Here is a 17,478-nt window from a genome sequence, read left to right on the forward strand (position 1 = left end):
AAACTGGAAAATTTGTCTCATTCCCAAAAAAACTTTGACAGTCCCGTTCATGAGAGGCTATCTATCCGAGGAATGAAAAAGAAGAAGACGAAAGGTTACTTTCTCTCCTTGGGAGCGGGCAAGAACCAACTGCCATTGATCCACGCGGCGAAATCCTTAGGTCTCGAGGTTGCCTCAGTGGACAAGGATGATAAGGCTCCCGGCTTTGCTCTCTCTAGTCTTCGCATCATCGAATCTACTCATGAATATCGTAGGATTCTAAGAGCTGTCGCTGAGAATCCGCTTCCTACTCCCATCCTAGGTGTGGGGACCAGATCTTTCGGAAAGGCAACCTTTAGCACAGCGTATCTCGCTGAGAAATTGAGGCTAAGATACGCGAGCACAGAAGCTGTGATTTGTTTCTCGGATAAGAAGGTACTAAAAGATACCCTCGAACCAAAAGGGATCCGAGTTCCTAAAGAGATCCCACTCACCGAGCTCAAAGCAAAATCCAAATCCTTCCCCTATCCTTGGATTGCAAAGCCGAGCCAAGGCTCAGGCAAGACTGGAGTCCAGCTCATTGAATCAGATTCCGATCTAAAACATATTTCTAATATACCTTCTCCCTCAAAGAATAAAAAATCAAAGGTGCCGGCTAAGTCTACGCATACCGAGTCTTGGATCTTGGAGGAATATATAGGCGGACTGGAATGTACTGTACTTGGCCTTATTGACTCTCACGATTTCCATTTGGTAAGTCTTTCCTTAAAGGAAACTACGAACTTTCCTCCATTTTTGGAAGCTGCACATAGACTCCCATTCCCTTTAAAGGAATTAGAAGGCGAGATCAAGATGCAATGCAGAGCAATCGTCAAAGCAACCGGACTCAAAAACTGTCCCTTCGTCGCAGAATTCCGTTTAGACAAAAATGGAGAGCCAGTATTAATCGAAGCTGCCCCCGAAGTAGGTGGAGAATATTTAGCGGATGTATTAATCCCAGGCTATTCCGGTTACGACTACTTTACTAATCTAGTCCAGCTTCTAATCGGAGAAGGAATTGAACCTCCTCCAAGTAGTTTAGAAATTTCTAAAAAACTAAAGTCTCAGGTTCGGTTCGATGTCCCTCCTAGAGGCATTTCCGTATTAAAACATTGGGAAAATTTTCCGGCTTATTCTTCCGAGACTCTTTTATTCCAACAGAATCTGAAAGACTTGGGCTCTAAGTTAGATACTTCTCTGGGAAATGAAACAAGAACGAGAGTTCTATGTATCAAAACCAAATCTTCCGGCTCGGAAGAAGAATGGAACGGTTCGGTCCGAAACAGAATGAAGGCTGAATACGATGTCCGCTGAACATCCTTCTAAGCAAGCCTGGGAAACCCACTATACAAGACCTAAATCTAAACTTTCTTATCCGGATGAAAATCTGGTACGAATGCTTTCCAAGATCGATCAGACTTCTTCTTCTCCAACTGCATTGGATTTCGGCTCCGGCTCAGGAAGACATTGCGTATTACTCAAAGATTTCGGTTACCAGGTAAGTGCTTGCGATTATAGCGAGAATTCAGTTCATTCCATCCAAGAATCCTATCCTTGGGCAAAAGCTTCTCTTCTGCAATCGCCTCCCTATCCGTTTGCGGATGAGGAATTTGATCTTGTGGTAAGTTGGGGAGTTCTGCATTATAATTCTCCGGATCTCGCTAAATCCATATTAGCCGAAAAATACAGAATACTTAAAAAAGGCGGCTACCTGGCGACCTCAGTTAGAGCGTTAGGCGACACCCACTTAAAGGCGCAAGAAGGAAAGATAGGAGCTTCGGATCTAAAAGGTGGGGCCACCTGGTTCTATTCCCAAAATGATATTCAAGATTTATTAAGTAATTTCTCTTCCTTCGAGATGGGCTATACGGAAAGAACTCCCTTAGGAAAATTAGAGGAGAGGATTTGCCATTGGATCTTTCTCGCTCGGAAATAATCTATAAGGAATGTCCTTTAGACGGAAATTGTGATTGGACTCCCTTATACGAATCCACTCATGCAGATTTCAAACTTCCCATCCAACTCTGCAAGACCTGCGGACTCCAAGCGCAATTTCCTAGGCCGGAACCTGAGTCCTTATACACCGAAGAATATTACACAGGCAAAGAAGGATTCACGTATAGGGATGAAAGAGAGACTGAAAAATTCGATCGCTATGTCTGGTTCGCAAGACTAAAGAATATTTCTAAATTTAGATCCTCAGGAAATTTTTTGGATATAGGCTGTTCCTTCGGAGGCTTCTTGCAGGCCGCTAAGGAAATGGGGTTTGTTCCATTCGGCGTGGAGATCTCTCCTTATTCTGCAAAGATCGCGAAGGAAAGAGGATTTACTGTTTGGCAGGGCCAGTTCTTGGACGCGGATCTTCCTGAGAATTTTTTCGATGTCATCACTCTCATCGAAGTCATAGAGCATCTAGAAAATCCAAAACTGGTCTTTGACAAGCTCTCTCGCATATTAAGACCAGGAGGACTCCTTCTGATTCAAACCGCGAATTTTGAAGGCTGGCAGGCAATCGAAGCCGGAAGTAAATATCACTACTATTTGCCGGGCCATGTGTATTATTATTCCGAGAAAAACCTTCGGAAAATTCTTGCCAATCGAAGCTTTGGAAGACAGATTACCTACCTCGGAGTGGACTTCCCTCTTTCTGCGAAACTACTTAAGTCTCGAGGAAGTTTCGTTAGTTGGAAGGATTACTGGAAGTGGTTTAGGATCGCCTTATACCACTGGAAAAGTAAGATTTCAAAGAAGGGTCGCCCTCTCACTTCTTCTATGGTGCATTACGCGATCAAGAAATGAATTCACATCCGAATACTAAGTATAGTAGATTCTTCGATTATATTCCGGACGCAGGCATTTTGCGGAAGCTGAATTTCACGATCAGAGTGCTTGCCGCTTCTGCATATCGTTTCATCAAGGACGAATGTTTGATCAAGGCCTCGGGTATCTCTTATACTACCATTGTCTCCCTAATTCCGATGCTCGTCGTGGCGCTTTCTCTTCTTACAATCACTTCCGGCTTAGACAATCGTAAGGAAGAAATATTCGATAAAATTAATGCGTTTTTTCTCACAAGCAATATCAATTTGGATATCAACCCTTATCTAGACACTCTGGGAGAATTGATAGATGCGGCAAGACAGATTGGTGCGATCGGTTTCGTTCTGCTCGTCTTCTCTGCGACTACAGTCTTAAGATCCTTGGAGAATTCTTTCAATTCTATCTGGAGAATAGAGGAGAAGAGATCTCTTATCCAAGAATTCGTATTTTACTTTTTCGTTTTGTCCATCGTCCCTCTTCTTCTTGTGATCGGAGATAACTTGGCCCAAAAGGTCACCGATATTTTTCGTCCCTCTCATTATCTGAGCATGGATAAGGATCCGGAGAATCGCGTCTGGATCTCGGGAGAGAATGGCACTCTATTTCGTCTCGATTCTAACTTGAAGAAAGACTACTTCATAGACGAAACGGATGTAGATTTGAAGAATATACGTTGCGTGGATTCTTTCGGAGTCCGTATGGATTTCTGTGAGAAGCCTGATCTTTCTCGCGAAAATTTCGTTCGGGTTTCCGTTCGAGGTGGAAAAGTGTATGCCCTCTCCGCAAAGGGACTTCTTCTTTCCAAGCCGGTGGACGGTTCCGTCTGGAGTGCAATCTATTTCGATAATTCTAGCTTTAAGGATTTTGAATATATTACCGACGGAAATTTTTATCTTATTTTTTCCAACGGCGAAGTATTGCATTTCTTTACTCAAGGTAGAAGTTATAAGCCCGTATTCCCGAATGTTCTTAGAATGAGAGCGAATCGAGTCTATTTTCCAGAATCTTATCTAGGTTATATAGTGGATGAGGATGGAAATGTTTGGAAGAGTGAGGACGGCGGATATGCTTGGTCTGCGACTAAGATTACCGGACAAGGTCTGAAGGATATTCATAGGATCCGTTTCGGAGAACTTTTAGTAGCTGGAGAAAGAGGCTCTATCTTTAAAACGGAAGATGGCGGGTATTCTTGGAAAAATCTAAGCCACAAACGTTACACGTTCAGTAAGGTATGGACCGTAGCAAATGAGGAATCTGCTGACATCTTTCTATTAGATGCTCTCGGAAACATATTGGTCTCTATAGATGGAGGAGAACATTGGAATACTTTCTATGTTCCTGCCAAGGGAAAGGTGTTCGCGTCCGTTCTCTTAGACAGAAGTGAGAACGGAAGATTCAGACTTCTGAATATAGGAGAATACCAAAAAATCAGCCTTTCCGAATACAAGGATGTAAAGTATGAGACGATCACTCTGCAAGGAGGAGAATCTGTATTCTCTGCTTATAATATTCTAAAGTTCTCATTTCCTTTAGCGGGGATCTGGTTCTTCTTCTTGGCATTATTCACTCTGATCCCGAATACTCGAGTTCCTATCCGCGCCTCCGCCTGGGGATCCGGATTTACAAGCGTGATCTTTCTCGCATTTTTGTATGGGTTTAAGATCTATATCACTTCTTTCTCAGAAACCACAATGATCGTGTATAAGGCTCTCGCCTCCATTCCTATCTTTCTAATAGGAGTATATTCTCTTTCTCTAATTGTTCTTTTCGGTGCGGAAGTAACCGCTTGCGTGCAATTTCCGGAACGTTACTACGCTCCTTTTCAATTGATAGAGGAGCATCATACTTCTTTCAGTTATGAATTCAGAAAACTGATCGCAGTATTAAAAGCAGTCTATCAGGTGCAGAAGGAAAATAAGGTTCCTCCTAAAAATTTCGACTTGGCCCGGCGTTCCGGACTTCATGCCGAAGAGATCCCTCGCTTGACTAAAACACTTACGCAAGCAGGGCTTCTTGTAGAAACTAGCGAAGGCTCGACTTGGCTTCCTGTTGTTTCGGGAGAAGATCTGACTCTAGGCGATTTCTATCGTAAGATTCCGGAAGCCTTATTAAAAGAGGACCCTTCTTTTCAAATCTATCCGGAGAAAGTGAAGGATAAGATGGAGAAGGCCGAAACTTCTTTGCAGAAAGACTTGGACGCAGTCCATTTTCGAGATCTATTGGATTAAAACATTTATAGGAACGTTTATAAAATCGATCCAGACGATCGATTTTAAGGCCGAAAGAAGATCAAACTGGACACTCCTTCTTTCGGAAGAATGATCCGAATAGAAGTTCCCTCTTTCGAGTCCACTTTCACTCTACCGCGAATTTGTTGTACTAGACTTTCAACCAATTTCATACCGATCCCGGTATCTTCCGCTTCGGCAGAAGGGAGTCCTTTTCCGGAATCGGATACACTTAATATTATATTTCCTGCATCTTGTTCCAAACGAACGGAGATCTCACCTGCTTCTCCATCGCAATATGCATGTTTCAAAGAATTGGTGACGAGTTCATTCAGAATCAGACCTAGAGGCATCGCCCTTTCGGGATCCAATTTGATATTCTTGTCCATCTCGCTCTTAACTAGGATCCTTGTGGATTCATTCTGATAAGCAGTTGTCAGATTTTGGATCACTGAACCCAGAATAGAATCCACTCCTATCTGAAGAAGGTTTTGAGAATCATAAATAATCTGATGGATCTTAGCTATAGAAAGAATTCGATTCTGAGCAATTCTCAGAGCGTCGGATATCTTTCCTGTTCCTTGGCTTTCTCTTTGTAATGAAAGAAGTCCTGAAACGATCTGTAGATTATTATTCACTCGATGGTGTATTTCAGTAAGTAGAAAAGCCTTCTCCCTTAGTTCGTTTTGGATCCTCTTCTGATCATCTTCTCTCTTAACCTGCTCTCTATGCATCGAATCCACATACAAAAAGATAAGAAGAAACATTACGAATAGATCCCGAGCGAATCCCTCATAATCATCCAGGAGATCACTGATACCTGAATGTTCTAAAAAATTTGAAATAGAAAGAAATACACCTGTAGAAAGAGAAGCCACTGCAAAGATCGCAGGCCCAGGAAGGATTAAATGTCTTCGGATACTTCTTAAAAGAAGAAAAATACTAGAAGAATACAGTACGAATGCAATTGCATTCATGAGTGCTACAGGATTCATACAAGATCCTGCTTAGCCATGAAGTAGACTCGCACAGCAAATAAAAAGAATACTCCAGATAGAAGAAATGAAAAGTGTTCTAAAAAATTCAACAGATCGGGGAGAAAGAATCCTTCTAAAACCGTAAACACGCTGCTTAACCAAACAAATAGGAAAGCGATAAATAGGAGTTTGTATCTCGGGATCATCCCGATTTGATAGAGGGCTATGATTACGACGAGACCTATCGAGTCAAAAATGAGGTTCAAAATCTCGCTGAGTTGAAACATAAGAACAAGAAGATGATTGTAAGCGAAAAAACGACAGTATGTCAATTCGGTTTTGATACCTACGTTATCGGATATGTCACTGGAAGTTATTTCATTTTCTTACGGGATTTCACGAGCCAACGTAATGGACCATGCCCATAATTTCCCAATCTATCTCCAGGGTTTGCAAACTTACAACGCGCGAGAGAAAGACATCCACATCCGATACAAGCAGTTAGTCCACTTCTCAACTTTTCTAATTCAGCAATCTTCTCTTCTACTCTTTCTGTCCATCTTTTGGAAAGCTTAGCCCAGTCCTGGCCACTCGGAGTATGATCTTCGGGAAGCTTCGAGATCTCCTCGGCAATTTCTTCCAGGCTCAAGCCTACCTTCTGAGCAAATACAATGAATGCGATCCTTCTAAGCACATGCCTTGGATACTGTCTATGGCCCGAACCTGCGCGGACAGAGCGAATCAGTTTACGTTCTTCGTAAAATCTAAGAGCAGAAGAAGCTACTCCACTTCTCTCTGCGACTTGACTGATTGTGAGTAAATCATCCATTCCCAAAGTTTGAACTCTATAGCTTGGAAATGTCAAGTTCACTTTAACTTGAAGTTTTTACAAAATACCGACTTTGGTCGAAAAATAGTTAAAAACACAAATTTTTTACTAAAAATCATGCAAGAAGACTTTACTTCAAGTGCACTTTAACTTGTAGAATGTACCTTAAAAAGTTTATTCAATCGGAAACGCATGAAACCAGTTTTCACTAAATATCAAATTTTTCTAATAGTCTTGTTGGCTTTCTTACAATTCACTATCGTCTTGGATTTTATGATCCTCTCCCCTATGGGAGTCCTCGTGATGAAGGAATTAAAGATCGCAACAAATCAATTCGGCTTGGTCGTGTCGGCCTACGCTTTTAGCGCAGGTCTGTCCGGAATCTTAGCTGCGGGGTTCGCGGATCGTTTCGACAGAAAGAAGTTCTTACTCTTCTTCTATACTGGCTTCGTTGCAGGCACAGTGCTTTGCGGAATTGCTCCGGACTATGATTCACTTCTTATTGCAAGGATCATTACAGGATTCTTTGCAGGCGTAATATCTTCTATCAGCTTCGCGATTATAGCGGATCTATTCCCGATGGAAGTCAGAGGAAGAGTCATGGGTCTAGTAATGACCGCCTTTGCTGCAAGCCAAGTCGTAGGACTTCCTATAGGAATGTATTTCTCCACAGTTTGGGGATGGAGAGCTCCCTTCTTAATGATCGCAGGTATCTCAGGTCTATCCGGGATCATTGCATTAATCTACGTTAAGCCTATCATTGGACACCTAAGTCAAAAAACAGACAAGCATCCGTTTGCTCACCTTCTCTCCACCTTAGGCAAAGGGAAATATCTACCTGGATTCGCAGCGACCATGCTTCTTCCTACCGGAGGATATATGCTCATGCCTTTCGGAAGTGCATTCACAGTTCATAATATGGGAATCGCTTTAGAGAGCCTTCCTCTTATCTATATGATCACTGGGATTAGCTCGATCATTGTCGGCCCTATTATGGGAAGGATCAGTGACGCTGTAGGAAAATATCCTGTCTTTACTGCTGGATCCTTAGCTGCTATTCCCATCGTGATCTTTTATACACATTTAGGAGTGACTCCTCTCTGGTTTGTAATCGTGGTGAACTGCGTGCTATTTGCAGCGATCACTTCTAGAATCGTTTCAGCGAGTGCATTGAATTCTGCGGTTCCCGAAGTTCAGGACAGAGGAGCCTATATGGCGATCAGCTCTTCTATGCAACAGGTGTCCGGAGGAGTGGCTTCCGCTATAGCTGGAATGATCGTAGTCCAAACAGAAAGCGGATATCTGACTGGATACGCAAACTTAGGTTTTGTTGTGGCGACTACCACTCTTATCACCGTGATCATGATGTATAAAGTGGACCGATTGGTAAAAGGAAAAAGCCAAACAGGCGGACAGCCGGCGGCTTCACCTCAGTTCAGCGAAAATTAGATCGGGGATCTAAAAGGAATTTCTATGGAAAGAAGAAGAAAGTTAGTCCCCTTTCGAAATTTTTCCGTCAGACCTTTGCGTTTAGCTTGGAAAGCGGAGGAAGATTCGAAGATAATGACTGATAAATTTGCTCCGCAAGACCAAGAGAAGAATTTGCGGAAAGATTTTTGGAATACTCGTCGTAGAGCATATCTTCGAAAATTTCTTCTGCGTAACCCCCATCTATAAGTCCCGACTTATGGACGGTGGTTTTCATTTCCTTCAACATCATCTTTACGAAAATGGATTCGAATTCGACAGAAGCATCATATAGCTTCTTTCGATACGGATCTTGATTGATCTCTTCCTTAATATTATGAGGCATCTTCACTTCAGAAGAGGAAACTTTTCCGGAAAGATTCTGATTAAATTCCTCTCTTAAAACTTCGGGAAAAGTTTGACCTTGTTTTAGGTTCTTCTCCTCTCTCAGAAGTTTTTGAACTTCTGGTCTTTCAGAAAGATTCAAACGGTTTTGATAATCTTGGATATGATCGATCATTACTGTATCTCCAATTCTGCGTGCAATGCACCTGCAGCTTTCAATGCCTCTAAGATTGCGATAATATCTCTCGTGGACGCGCCCACCTTGTTCAAGGCTTCCACTACGTCCGACACTTGAGTGGACTCTTCAATCACGAAAGATTCTTTAACTGGAGTAGTTTCCTTGGAGAGTCTAGTAGGTCTTCTGTTCTTATCTGCAACCGAAAGACTTAAGCCCGAACGAGCAACTGCGACTTCGTCGATCGCAATACTTCCGCCCATAACGATGACTCCGGATCTTTCATTGATCACAACCTTTGCTTTGGTACTCGACTCTACTGTTAAATTTTCTAAGTCAGAAAGAAGGTTAAGTAGCCCGGGAGATTTTGCAGAGAAACCTGCGCCTACTTCTATCACTACTTCAGACGGAGTCAGGGCTTGGATGGATTCAGGCTTGATCCCGAATTTTTCAGGAACGATCTCCTTGATTCGATTCACTACATTGTTCATCAAAGAGAAGTCTTGTGATTTGAGACGAACGACTACCCTTTGGCTGGAGAAAAAGTCTTCCTGCAATTCGGATTCTACGATCGCACCTTGGTGTACGATCCCTACAGTTTTCTTAGAAGCTCTGCCTAGACCACCTGCATTCTCGGCTTTGCCACCAAAAGAGATGACTCCACTTGCTACTGCATAAATCTTATCGTTCGCGGTTTTTAGAGGAGATTGTAATAGGACCCCTCCTTCTAAAGACCTAGCGTCTCCGATCGAAGAAACGGTTACATCCAGTCTGTCGCCTTTTCTCGCATACGAAGGAATATTAGCAGTTATTAATACAGATGCGATATTCTTGGTCTGTTCCGGTTTTAGATTTGCATCTACTCCAAGATTCTTCAAATAGTTCTTCATGCTTTCGCTGGTCATAGGAGTCTTAGTATCTCCAGTCCCAGGAAGTCCGACTACGATCCCATAGCCAGTGATTTGATTATCTCGGATCCCTTCTATCTTTGCAAGATCCTTTAGACGAACTTCCGTAGCAGATAAGGATGCAGAGAATATTAGAAAAAGAAGAAATAGCTTTTTCATCTGGACTCTCCTAAGAGCCGATTCAACTGTTCCAAGATATATCTTTGCTTCTCTTCTTCTGAGAGTTCCGCTTTTACGGTCACTGTTCCGTCAGGATTGTTGATCGTTTTTAAGGTAACTGGAGGCTGCAGATTCTTAGGCTCTACTCTTCCAGTAAACTGGATTTGCAGATCCGCAATCCTGTCCGCATCCACTGAATTATCTCTAGCTAAAAACTCAGGAGAAACCCTACCGGTTAATAATACCTGAGAAGGCTCGCCATTGTATGTAGAAGATCTCTGTCCTTGCAAAGTAAGAAGCCCGCTATTCGCATCAACTGCGGTCACTACCACAGTCATATTTCCTTTCAATCTTCCCAAAGATTTGATCTTGCCTTTGTTCTTTCTAACAATAGTGCGATCCGTATTGTAAGAAGGATTGTCCGGAATGATCTTCTTGTCCGGAACTGCCTTAATTGTGATATTCTCATCCGCAGTGGATTCTATCTCGAAATCCGCAGTAAATCCTTCTTTCAACTTCACGAAGATAGTAGATCCAACTTTCAGATTCTGACTGCGAGAATACGGATTCTTATCCTGCCATTGAGAACGGTCCTGTGCGAATACCCCGGCGAGATTGAATATGATGATTGCTGCAAGAACTTGGAAAACTGTACGGATCATATTAATTCTCTAAGAGGACTGTCCCCTTCTCCACAACTCTTGCGACTAGCTTTCCTTCTTTGGAATGGGAAGAAACTTCTACAGACTCGCCTATATTACCGGAACTTAATGCCTTTGTCTTTGCTTTTATTACCAAATTCCCCTTGGTATAAACGAGCTGAACATCCCCGCCTCTCTGCACGTCGTATAGAAAGCGAAATTGTTTCTTACGTAAAAGCTCTCCCGTTTGAATATCTTTCAATGCGGTGGAACCAATATCAGTATTGGAAATACCGTCTGTAAAAGTATCTTCCATATATACGATCCTTTCTTCTAGATCGCTTGCTTTCAATTTTTGGCCTTTGGGAATTTGCTTATTTGCAAAAAGCGCTGAGGTCTTCTTTTCTACTTTGAATTTGATTCTTTGGGTATGGACCTTTCTGTTTTCATAATAAAAATCTAAAGAAGTAACGATCTGTCCTGCATGCAATACTTGAGGAAGACCTGCCCATTTCAGTTCTACTCCCTTATTCGGGACAGATCTTTCTCCATTCATATAAGTAATCCTGAAGTCTTCCGCTTTGGTTTCGGGAAGTTTCACGATTTCTTTGGAAAGACTTTCTTGTAGATCTTCCGGATCCAATTCGGAGTTTAGAGGAAGGATTAGTGTTTCTTTTCCGGATACTGGGATCTCCGGTAAGATCTGTCTTAGATCATCAGGTCTGAGAAGAATAGGTTCCTTAACATTCTTTAATATTACCCTATCCTTGATTCCTTCAGGAAGCTTTGCTATCTCTGAGAGAAGAACTTCTTCTTTTAGGGTCAGTAATTTTCCGCGCAAATACACTGCGTCCATCGCATCCAAACGACCTAAGCGGAGATCAATAATCCCCGCCAAGATGCAGATCAAAATGGAAAGACGCAGGCTCATTCTAATTAACGTTTAAGACCGATCGCTGTGGATAACATGTTGTCGGAAGTTTGGATCGCTTTGGAGTTTGATTCATAAGCTCTCTGAGCAACGATCATGTTCACCATTTCTTCTACGATCTTCACGTTGGACATCTCCAAGAATCCTTGGAGAACATTACCGAATCCTTCCATACCAGGAGTCCCAGGAATCTCAGGTCCGGATGCTACTGTCTCTTGGAATAAGTTCTTACCGATCGCTTGCAAACCTGCAGGGTTTACGAATCTGTAAAGTTCAACCTGACCGATCACTGTAGGACGAATGTCGGCACCGATCTTTACAGTAACCTCTCCTTGCTCGGAGATCATAAGAGTATTCAGGATCGCTCCCTCCGGAAGAATAAGCGGAGGCTCGAGCAAATAACCGTTGGAGGTCACTACTTGCTGGTTAGAATCTATTTTATAAGAACCGTCTCTAGTGTATGCGAAACTTCCGTCAGGCATTTGGATCTTGAAGAATCCCATCTCACTTGTGATCGCAAGGTCCAATTTATTGCCGGTAGCTTGAAAGGAACCAATCTCGAATAATTTCTGAGAAGCAGCCGCCCTTACCCCGTGACCCACATTCACACCGGTCGGGATCTCACTCACGGAAGTTGCAGGAGTTCCTGCCAAAACCATGTGCTGATACACTAGATCTTCAAAATCGGCTCGGTTCTTTTTGAATCCGGTAGTGTTAACGTTTGCCAGGTTGTTGGAAATCGTATCTATATGAAATTGCTGTGCAACCATTCCAGTCGCAGCGGTCCAAAGAGAACGCATCATTTGAGTTGTACCTCTGGTTACCTATCGGACGATTCCAAAATTTCCCCAGGGGTTTTGGCGTTTTTCCGGGGAATTTTAGGAACATTCGATCCCTTTTGTGGGAACTCCTCCCTACTTTAGGTTCCGGAATACGACACAACGGTTGGAATTCGTCCCCTTCTCATTGTTCGAGACATTCCAGCAATTTGCAAGCTTCGTGAATTTCTGGTCGTTGATATAGGTATTTTCCCAAACAAGGCCTGTGTTTTCGGCGCATCGGATCACATACTCGTCCAGATTGAAGACGGTCTTTCCCTTTCTGACTTCGCCAACTTCCATTACGACCACGCCTCCTGGCTTAACTACTCTGGAAAGTTCAGACAGTGTGCCTTGGATGAATTCGCACCAACCGGCCAAGGTTGCGAAGATACTGGGCTTTTGATCCTTCTCCAATTGAATATCCAAGAACCAGTAGCGAAGCCAGTTGTCCTCTTCATAGTTGACCTTGTCCAGAAATGGAGGACTCGTCACAACCAGGTCCACCGCATTTTCAGACAGATCCAACAGATCTAAAGAGGAATTATTGGTATAAATATTTCGAGAAGAATACTCGTGATAGAAAGGAGGTAGGATCTCCTTCAAATCTCTTTTCATTTTCTGAAAGATCCTGGGCTGGATCTCTCTATAATCAGGGACCATTCCTTTCTTTTCATTATTCTTCTTTTGGGCCAAAGGAGGAATAGAAATCTGAGGAAAGCTGTACACGGAAAAGAATCCGTTGCTATGTCCATGCAAACGAGAGAGCGCAGTCAAACCAAGATAACGCAACTCGGGAGAATCCTCGTTAGCCAAGATCTTTTTGAAATTCTTGATCTCTCTTAAGGTATCCTTATGATAAAAATGCAGAAGATCTGAGTCTTCTTTTTCTTCCGGTAATTTCTTCTTCAGATCTAAAGAGAAAAGTGTCTTTTCCAATTTTTCGAGAGAAGGCACATACTGTCTTGCTCTTGCCAAAAACAAGGACATAGGACTAATATCATTGTGGATCGCGGTGTGGCCTTCTAGGTTTGCTTGAACAGAAGTGGTTCCTCTTCCGCCGAACGGATCGAAGACGACCCCCCTTTTATTCCCCAAATATTTTCCCATGAAGAAGGAAGGTAATTCGGGTTTGAAGGAAGCTCTGTAGCTTACTACGTAATGGATCGGATGTGCCTGTCTTTGCTTAGAAGTCCAAAATTCTCCGGTGAGTATCTTTCTCTCTTTTTTACGAACTGCTCCGTTCATCCGTCCCGCCTTTCTTTTCTAAATTTTCGGAAGGATTACGAAAATTCCCCTCTGGCTTTTTACGATCTTGTCTGGGACATAAAAAACGAATGTGGGAAGTCCTACGGAAATACTTGTCCGGAAGAAGAACCGAGAAATGTTAGCATTATCATCTCTGTTTCGAGATGACAGAAAAAGAGAGAGAAAGAATGCAAGAAAGCAAAACGGTCGGATCCCTGTACGAAGAATTCCTTCGGGAGAAACGAACGAATAGAAGATTCGAACTCGCAGGATTGTATATCGGCTACGGAGCTTACGTGGTCAGTTTATCCATCGTATTCGCTTTCAAAAAAGAGAATCCTCTCTTTGCAGCCATGTTTTTTTTAGGGTTATTCACCCGTACCGCAAGCCTCATGATCGGAAGGGTTTTCTTAGTGCCTAAGATCTTTTTAGGTCTCCTCTCCCCTAACTCCGCCGAACAAGAACTTTCCTGGGAAACGATCCGTTCTCATAAGGAAGAAATCGTTGGGAGACTCGCTCGAAATATATTCGGTTGGAACGACGCAAGCGAACTCTATTCCATGGGAAGAGAGGAAATGACTGAATTTGTTCGAAAGAATACGCAGATCAATTGGAGAAAAATAGGTAGAGTCTTTCTGTACTTTTACATTCCAATTTCATTATATATAACCTATCTTACTATCTATGCCTGGTTCTCATGAAAGGAATATTAGGTTTTTCTTTTTTTCTAATTCTTGTATCCTGTTCGGTAAAGACCGGGACGGATTCTCCTAGATTAGAAAGAGAAGAACTTTCCTTTACGGACAAGAAAGTTTGCATACTTCTTGCCGAATTGGGCGAAGGAAACTTGGTTCGAGTAGGAGAGAGTTCCTGCAAGCAAACTGCTCCTTCTATGTATATTTTTCAGCCTATTCTTGCACTCTCCGCTTTGGAGACAGGAAGCTTAAAAGATCCGCATGGAAATCTTCCTTGGGACAAGACCAAATTTCCCTATTTGCGTTGGCAGAAGGAACAAAATCTAAGATCCGCCTTAGAGAATTCAACGATCTGGTATTTTCAAAAACTTTGGATGGATACTGGAGCCTTAAAGATTCGGGCTTGGCTCGGTTCCGTAGGACTTCCTACATCCGTTCCCACGGATCCGAATCGCGCCTTCTGGATGGACGGAGGCTACGTTTGGACTGCGGAAGAATTCTATTCCTTCTTATGGAAACTATTCGATGGGGAATTAAACCTTCGCGAAAAGAATCTAAGATCGGTGTTGGAAGGATTAGAAAGAATTCCGGGAGAAGTTAAGAATCCCTCAGGCTCCCATCGACTGGATGGAAATTGGGGTCCTTACAAAGAGTTTTATTCGGATTCAGGAACAGGTTATGCGGGAGGAAGAAGCGTCTCTTGGTATTGGTTCTTTTGGAAAACCGAGAAGAAGTCTTATTTATTCCTTACAAGATTAGAGAGCGAGACAGAAACCTTTTCTTCTTTAGAAGCGGCAAAATTCGGAGTCGCCTATTTAAGGGAAAAAGGGATTTGGGAAAAATATTTCTCGAACTAATCCTTTCAGATTCTTCTTTTCTCTATTTATTAGTTTTAGCATTATGGAATATAATACTCGTCATTGGTTTTTTAGAATTTTAGAATGAAACGAAATGCTATCTTCTATTTCCTATTGATCCTATTCTCCGTCGCCGCTTTTCTATTCGTGGTGAAACAAGGCCAGCTCTTAGAGGTCGGCAAACTCGAAACCATTTCAACGCAAACCGCTGCGCCGGTTACGACAGACACCGCTATCGAAGCATGGAAAAAAGCGGGCGCACGTTTATGGAAAGGTTTCCATGAACCTCTTCCTCTTCTCTTATTACAAATTGCTGTCGTAATCATCGCAACCAGGATCGTAGGAAAATTGTCGGTAAAACTTCGACAGCCTTTCGTGATCGGAGAGATCTTGGCGGGTATCTTATTAGGGCCTTCTTTACTTGGAGCCATAGCACCAGAATCCTACCAGTTCTTATTTCCAAAGGCTTCCTTAGGATCTCTGCAGCTTTTAAGCCAGATCGGATTAGTATTCTTCATGTTCGTAGTAGGAATGGAATTGGATCTGAAGATCCTACGCAACCAAGCGGACTCGGCAATTCTCATCTCCCACGCAAGTATTCTTCTCCCATTCTTACTAGGGGCCATTCTTGCAATGTCCCTCTATAAGAATTTGGCTCCGGCAGGAGTAAATTTTCTCTCCTTTTCTTTATTCATGGGAATAGGCATGAGTATCACCGCCTTTCCGGTTCTTGCCAGGATCGTGCAAGAAAGAGGACTCACCAAAACAAAGTTAGGTGGTCTTGCACTCACCTGTGCCGCATCGGACGACCTAACCGCTTGGTGTCTTCTTGCATTAGTGATCGCATTAGTGCAAGCTGGAGGATTACTTCCTGCCCTACTTACCATCATTCTTGCAGTAATTTACGTTTTCTTTATGTGGAAGATCGTACAACCCGCCATGCACAGAGCAGGCAGAATCTTCACGAATAGAGAAGCATTTACTAAGATGGCGGTTGCCCTCTTCTTATTATTTCCGATCGCTTCTGCCTGGATTACCGAATCCATTGGAATTCACGCTCTATTCGGTGCATTCTTGGCCGGCGTGGTCATGCCAGATAAACCGAAACTCAGGACTCTTCTTGCAGAGAAGGTAGAAGACGTGAGCACTGCGATCTTTCTTCCCCTCTTTTTCGCGTTAACCGGCATACGGACCCAGATCGGGCTTTTAAACGAAGGTCATCTCTGGACAGATTTTCTATTGGTGCTTCTCGTTGCGATCTCCGGTAAATTCATTGGGAGCGCTGCCGCTGCCAAAGCCTCAGGAAAGAATTGGAAGGATTCTCTTTCTCTGGGTGCCCTCATGAATACAAGAGGGCTCATGGAGCTTATTGTATTGAATATCGGATACGATATCGGAGTTCTTTCTTCTCAAGTATTCTCCATGATGGTGCTCATGGCCCTCGTCACCACTTACATGACCGGACCTACATTAAATTTAATTGATAGATTGTTTGCGGGAGAGAAAGACCAGAAAGGAGAAGGCATTCTGCTCGCATTCGCTCTCCATTCCAGAGGGATCGATCTATTGCGTCTGGCTGGAGGCCTCTTTGATAAAGGAAGCAAACATAAGAAGGTGACCGCCCTTCACCTGACTCCCGATTCTTGGATTTCAGGCAAGACCGCTCAAAAATACGAAAAGACCAGCTTCGAACCTTTATTCAAACTTTCTAAAGAACTCGGCCTAAGGCTTAGCACTCTATACAAACCGTCGGATAACGTTACTCGAGATATACTCAAAACGATACAATCCGGAAATTATAGTATGTTCCTGACCGGAGGGGCAAGATCTCTTTTCAGTGATGATGTACTTGGGGGAAAGATCCGCACTCTTCTCTCCGAGTCGGACGGAAACGCAGGCATCCTCGTCTCTGAAAAACTGGGAGATATCAAGAAGATCATCCTAGCAGTTTACTCCGATAACGATCTAGGCCTATTGAATCTATCTCAATCCTTATCTAAAAACTTAGGAGCGAAACTTTCTCTTTGGGATCCAAGAGGAAGAGTGCCTCATCTCTCTCAAAAAGATAGAAATCTTTTAAAGAAGGAAAAGACACCGATTGTCCGAGGCGATGATCCGCATATTCTTTCAGAAGCGGACCTAATCCTCTGCGGCTTGGAAACTTGGGAAGAAGAAACCGAGCTCAGAAACTGGGAACTCGCAGATGGCGCTGGATTGCTTCTTATTCGATATAAGGAACAGGAAAATTAGGAAAAATTAATATAGCAGAATGCAAACAGTTCCCACATTTTTGAAGGGAATTTTTTCGAGTTGCAAAAGATACGTTTTTCTGATATAGAGGCGGAGTGCGTCCCACTGGGGA

At 42.9% G+C, this 17,478-nt stretch carries 16 protein-coding genes; 8 read left to right on the forward strand and 8 right to left on the reverse strand.

Going from position 1 to position 17,478, the window contains the following annotated elements:
• The first annotated feature begins 72 nt into the window (after nucleotides 1–72).
• From EHO59_RS17095 to EHO59_RS17110, 4 genes are read left to right on the forward strand one after another with little or no spacing between them, the layout of a single operon-like run.
• The gene (locus EHO59_RS17095; RefSeq protein ID WP_135589653.1) at nucleotides 73–1,332 is read left to right on the forward strand and encodes an ATP-grasp domain-containing protein; all 1,260 of its coding nucleotides are present in this window, start codon (nucleotides 73–75) and stop codon (nucleotides 1,330–1,332) included.
• The gene (locus EHO59_RS17100; RefSeq protein WP_135589654.1) at nucleotides 1,322–1,954 is read left to right on the forward strand and encodes a class I SAM-dependent methyltransferase; all 633 of its coding nucleotides are present in this window, start codon (nucleotides 1,322–1,324) and stop codon (nucleotides 1,952–1,954) included. The genes EHO59_RS17095 and EHO59_RS17100 overlap by 11 nt, the downstream gene beginning before the upstream one ends.
• Nucleotides 1,930–2,817, forward strand: a complete 888-nt coding sequence (locus EHO59_RS17105; RefSeq protein WP_167882132.1) for a class I SAM-dependent methyltransferase — start codon at nucleotides 1,930–1,932, stop codon at nucleotides 2,815–2,817. Before EHO59_RS17100 ends, EHO59_RS17105 begins: the two co-directional genes overlap by 25 nt.
• Nucleotides 2,814–5,066 carry a YhjD/YihY/BrkB family envelope integrity protein gene (locus EHO59_RS17110; protein ID WP_135589656.1) on the forward strand — a complete coding sequence of 751 codons (2,253 nt, stop codon included), beginning with the start codon at nucleotides 2,814–2,816 and terminating at the stop codon, nucleotides 5,064–5,066. The genes EHO59_RS17105 and EHO59_RS17110 overlap by 4 nt, the downstream gene beginning before the upstream one ends.
• 44 nt (nucleotides 5,067–5,110) lie before the next feature.
• Here the strand turns inward: EHO59_RS17110 and EHO59_RS17115 are convergent, their stop codons facing one another.
• Nucleotides 5,111–6,061: a sensor histidine kinase gene (locus tag EHO59_RS17115; RefSeq protein WP_135589657.1), complete on the reverse strand. Its 951-nt coding sequence runs from the start codon at nucleotides 6,059–6,061 to the stop codon at nucleotides 5,111–5,113.
• 355 nt (nucleotides 6,062–6,416) lie between these two features.
• Nucleotides 6,417–6,914 carry a redox-sensitive transcriptional activator SoxR gene (gene soxR / locus EHO59_RS17125; protein WP_246053019.1) on the reverse strand — a complete coding sequence of 166 codons (498 nt, stop codon included), beginning with the start codon at nucleotides 6,912–6,914 and terminating at the stop codon, nucleotides 6,417–6,419.
• A gap of 150 nt (nucleotides 6,915–7,064) precedes the next feature.
• Here soxR and EHO59_RS17130 point away from each other — a divergent pair, with 150 nt between their 5' ends.
• Nucleotides 7,065–8,321 carry an MFS transporter gene (locus tag EHO59_RS17130; protein WP_135589659.1) on the forward strand — a complete coding sequence of 419 codons (1,257 nt, stop codon included), beginning with the start codon at nucleotides 7,065–7,067 and terminating at the stop codon, nucleotides 8,319–8,321.
• Nucleotides 8,322–8,388: 67 nt separating this feature from the next.
• Here the strand turns inward: EHO59_RS17130 and EHO59_RS17135 are convergent, their stop codons facing one another.
• From EHO59_RS17135 to EHO59_RS17160, 6 genes are all read right to left on the reverse strand, one after another.
• Nucleotides 8,389–8,859 (reverse strand): rod-binding protein, encoded by a 471-nt coding sequence (locus EHO59_RS17135; RefSeq protein ID WP_135589660.1) that lies wholly within the window; start codon nucleotides 8,857–8,859, stop codon nucleotides 8,389–8,391.
• Nucleotides 8,859–9,926 carry a flagellar basal body P-ring protein FlgI gene (locus EHO59_RS17140; protein ID WP_135589661.1) on the reverse strand — a complete coding sequence of 356 codons (1,068 nt, stop codon included), beginning with the start codon at nucleotides 9,924–9,926 and terminating at the stop codon, nucleotides 8,859–8,861. The genes EHO59_RS17135 and EHO59_RS17140 overlap by 1 nt, the downstream gene beginning before the upstream one ends.
• Nucleotides 9,923–10,588, reverse strand: a complete 666-nt coding sequence (locus tag EHO59_RS17145) for a flagellar basal body L-ring protein FlgH (protein ID WP_135589662.1) — start codon at nucleotides 10,586–10,588, stop codon at nucleotides 9,923–9,925. The genes EHO59_RS17140 and EHO59_RS17145 overlap by 4 nt, the downstream gene beginning before the upstream one ends.
• A gap of 1 nt (nucleotide 10,589) precedes the next feature.
• The gene (flgA, locus tag EHO59_RS17150; RefSeq protein WP_135589663.1) at nucleotides 10,590–11,498 is read right to left on the reverse strand and encodes a flagellar basal body P-ring formation chaperone FlgA; all 909 of its coding nucleotides are present in this window, start codon (nucleotides 11,496–11,498) and stop codon (nucleotides 10,590–10,592) included.
• Between the two features lie 5 nt (nucleotides 11,499–11,503).
• A complete protein-coding gene (flgG, locus tag EHO59_RS17155) occupies nucleotides 11,504–12,301 on the reverse strand; it encodes a flagellar basal-body rod protein FlgG (RefSeq protein WP_135589664.1) in 798 nt (265 codons plus the stop codon).
• 111 nt (nucleotides 12,302–12,412) lie between these two features.
• The gene (locus tag EHO59_RS17160) at nucleotides 12,413–13,564 is read right to left on the reverse strand and encodes a DNA methyltransferase (protein ID WP_135589665.1); all 1,152 of its coding nucleotides are present in this window, start codon (nucleotides 13,562–13,564) and stop codon (nucleotides 12,413–12,415) included.
• Nucleotides 13,565–13,752: 188 nt separating this feature from the next.
• Between EHO59_RS17160 and EHO59_RS17165 the strand changes: the two genes are divergently transcribed.
• From EHO59_RS17165 to EHO59_RS17175, 3 genes are all read left to right on the forward strand, one after another.
• Complete coding sequence (locus EHO59_RS17165) at nucleotides 13,753–14,265, forward strand: hypothetical protein (protein WP_135589666.1); 513 nt, start codon at nucleotides 13,753–13,755, stop codon at nucleotides 14,263–14,265.
• Complete coding sequence (locus tag EHO59_RS17170) at nucleotides 14,262–15,116, forward strand: penicillin-binding transpeptidase domain-containing protein (protein ID WP_135589667.1); 855 nt, start codon at nucleotides 14,262–14,264, stop codon at nucleotides 15,114–15,116. Before EHO59_RS17165 ends, EHO59_RS17170 begins: the two co-directional genes overlap by 4 nt.
• Nucleotides 15,117–15,200: 84 nt before the next feature.
• On the forward strand, nucleotides 15,201–17,366 hold the full coding sequence (locus tag EHO59_RS17175; RefSeq protein ID WP_135589668.1) for a cation:proton antiporter domain-containing protein: 2,166 nt from the start codon (nucleotides 15,201–15,203) through the stop codon (nucleotides 17,364–17,366).
• Nucleotides 17,367–17,478: the final 112 nt, after the last annotated feature.

The sequence above is a fragment of the Leptospira semungkisensis genome (assembly GCF_004770055.1).
Classification (GTDB): Bacteria; Spirochaetota; Leptospiria; order Leptospirales; family Leptospiraceae; genus Leptospira_B; species Leptospira_B semungkisensis.

Coding starts and splice junctions, on each gene's coding strand:
- EHO59_RS17135 (WP_135589660.1), bottom strand. CDS start 8,859: ATGATCGATCATATCCAAGATTATCAAAACCGTTTGAATCTTTCTGAA.
- EHO59_RS17170 (WP_135589667.1), top strand. CDS start 14,262: ATGAAAGGAATATTAGGTTTTTCTTTTTTTCTAATTCTTGTATCCTGT.
- flgA (WP_135589663.1), bottom strand. CDS start 11,498: ATGAGCCTGCGTCTTTCCATTTTGATCTGCATCTTGGCGGGGATTATT.
- EHO59_RS17130 (WP_135589659.1), top strand. CDS start 7,065: ATGAAACCAGTTTTCACTAAATATCAAATTTTTCTAATAGTCTTGTTG.
- EHO59_RS17165 (WP_135589666.1), top strand. CDS start 13,753: ATGCAAGAAAGCAAAACGGTCGGATCCCTGTACGAAGAATTCCTTCGG.
- EHO59_RS17145 (WP_135589662.1), bottom strand. CDS start 10,588: ATGATCCGTACAGTTTTCCAAGTTCTTGCAGCAATCATCATATTCAAT.
- EHO59_RS17160 (WP_135589665.1), bottom strand. CDS start 13,564: ATGAACGGAGCAGTTCGTAAAAAAGAGAGAAAGATACTCACCGGAGAA.
- EHO59_RS17140 (WP_135589661.1), bottom strand. CDS start 9,926: ATGAAAAAGCTATTTCTTCTTTTTCTAATATTCTCTGCATCCTTATCT.
- EHO59_RS17110 (WP_135589656.1), top strand. CDS start 2,814: ATGAATTCACATCCGAATACTAAGTATAGTAGATTCTTCGATTATATT.
- EHO59_RS17095 (WP_135589653.1), top strand. CDS start 73: ATGAAAAAGAAGAAGACGAAAGGTTACTTTCTCTCCTTGGGAGCGGGC.
- EHO59_RS17115 (WP_135589657.1), bottom strand. CDS start 6,061: ATGAATCCTGTAGCACTCATGAATGCAATTGCATTCGTACTGTATTCT.
- EHO59_RS17175 (WP_135589668.1), top strand. CDS start 15,201: ATGAAACGAAATGCTATCTTCTATTTCCTATTGATCCTATTCTCCGTC.
- flgG (WP_135589664.1), bottom strand. CDS start 12,301: ATGATGCGTTCTCTTTGGACCGCTGCGACTGGAATGGTTGCACAGCAA.
- EHO59_RS17100 (WP_135589654.1), top strand. CDS start 1,322: ATGTCCGCTGAACATCCTTCTAAGCAAGCCTGGGAAACCCACTATACA.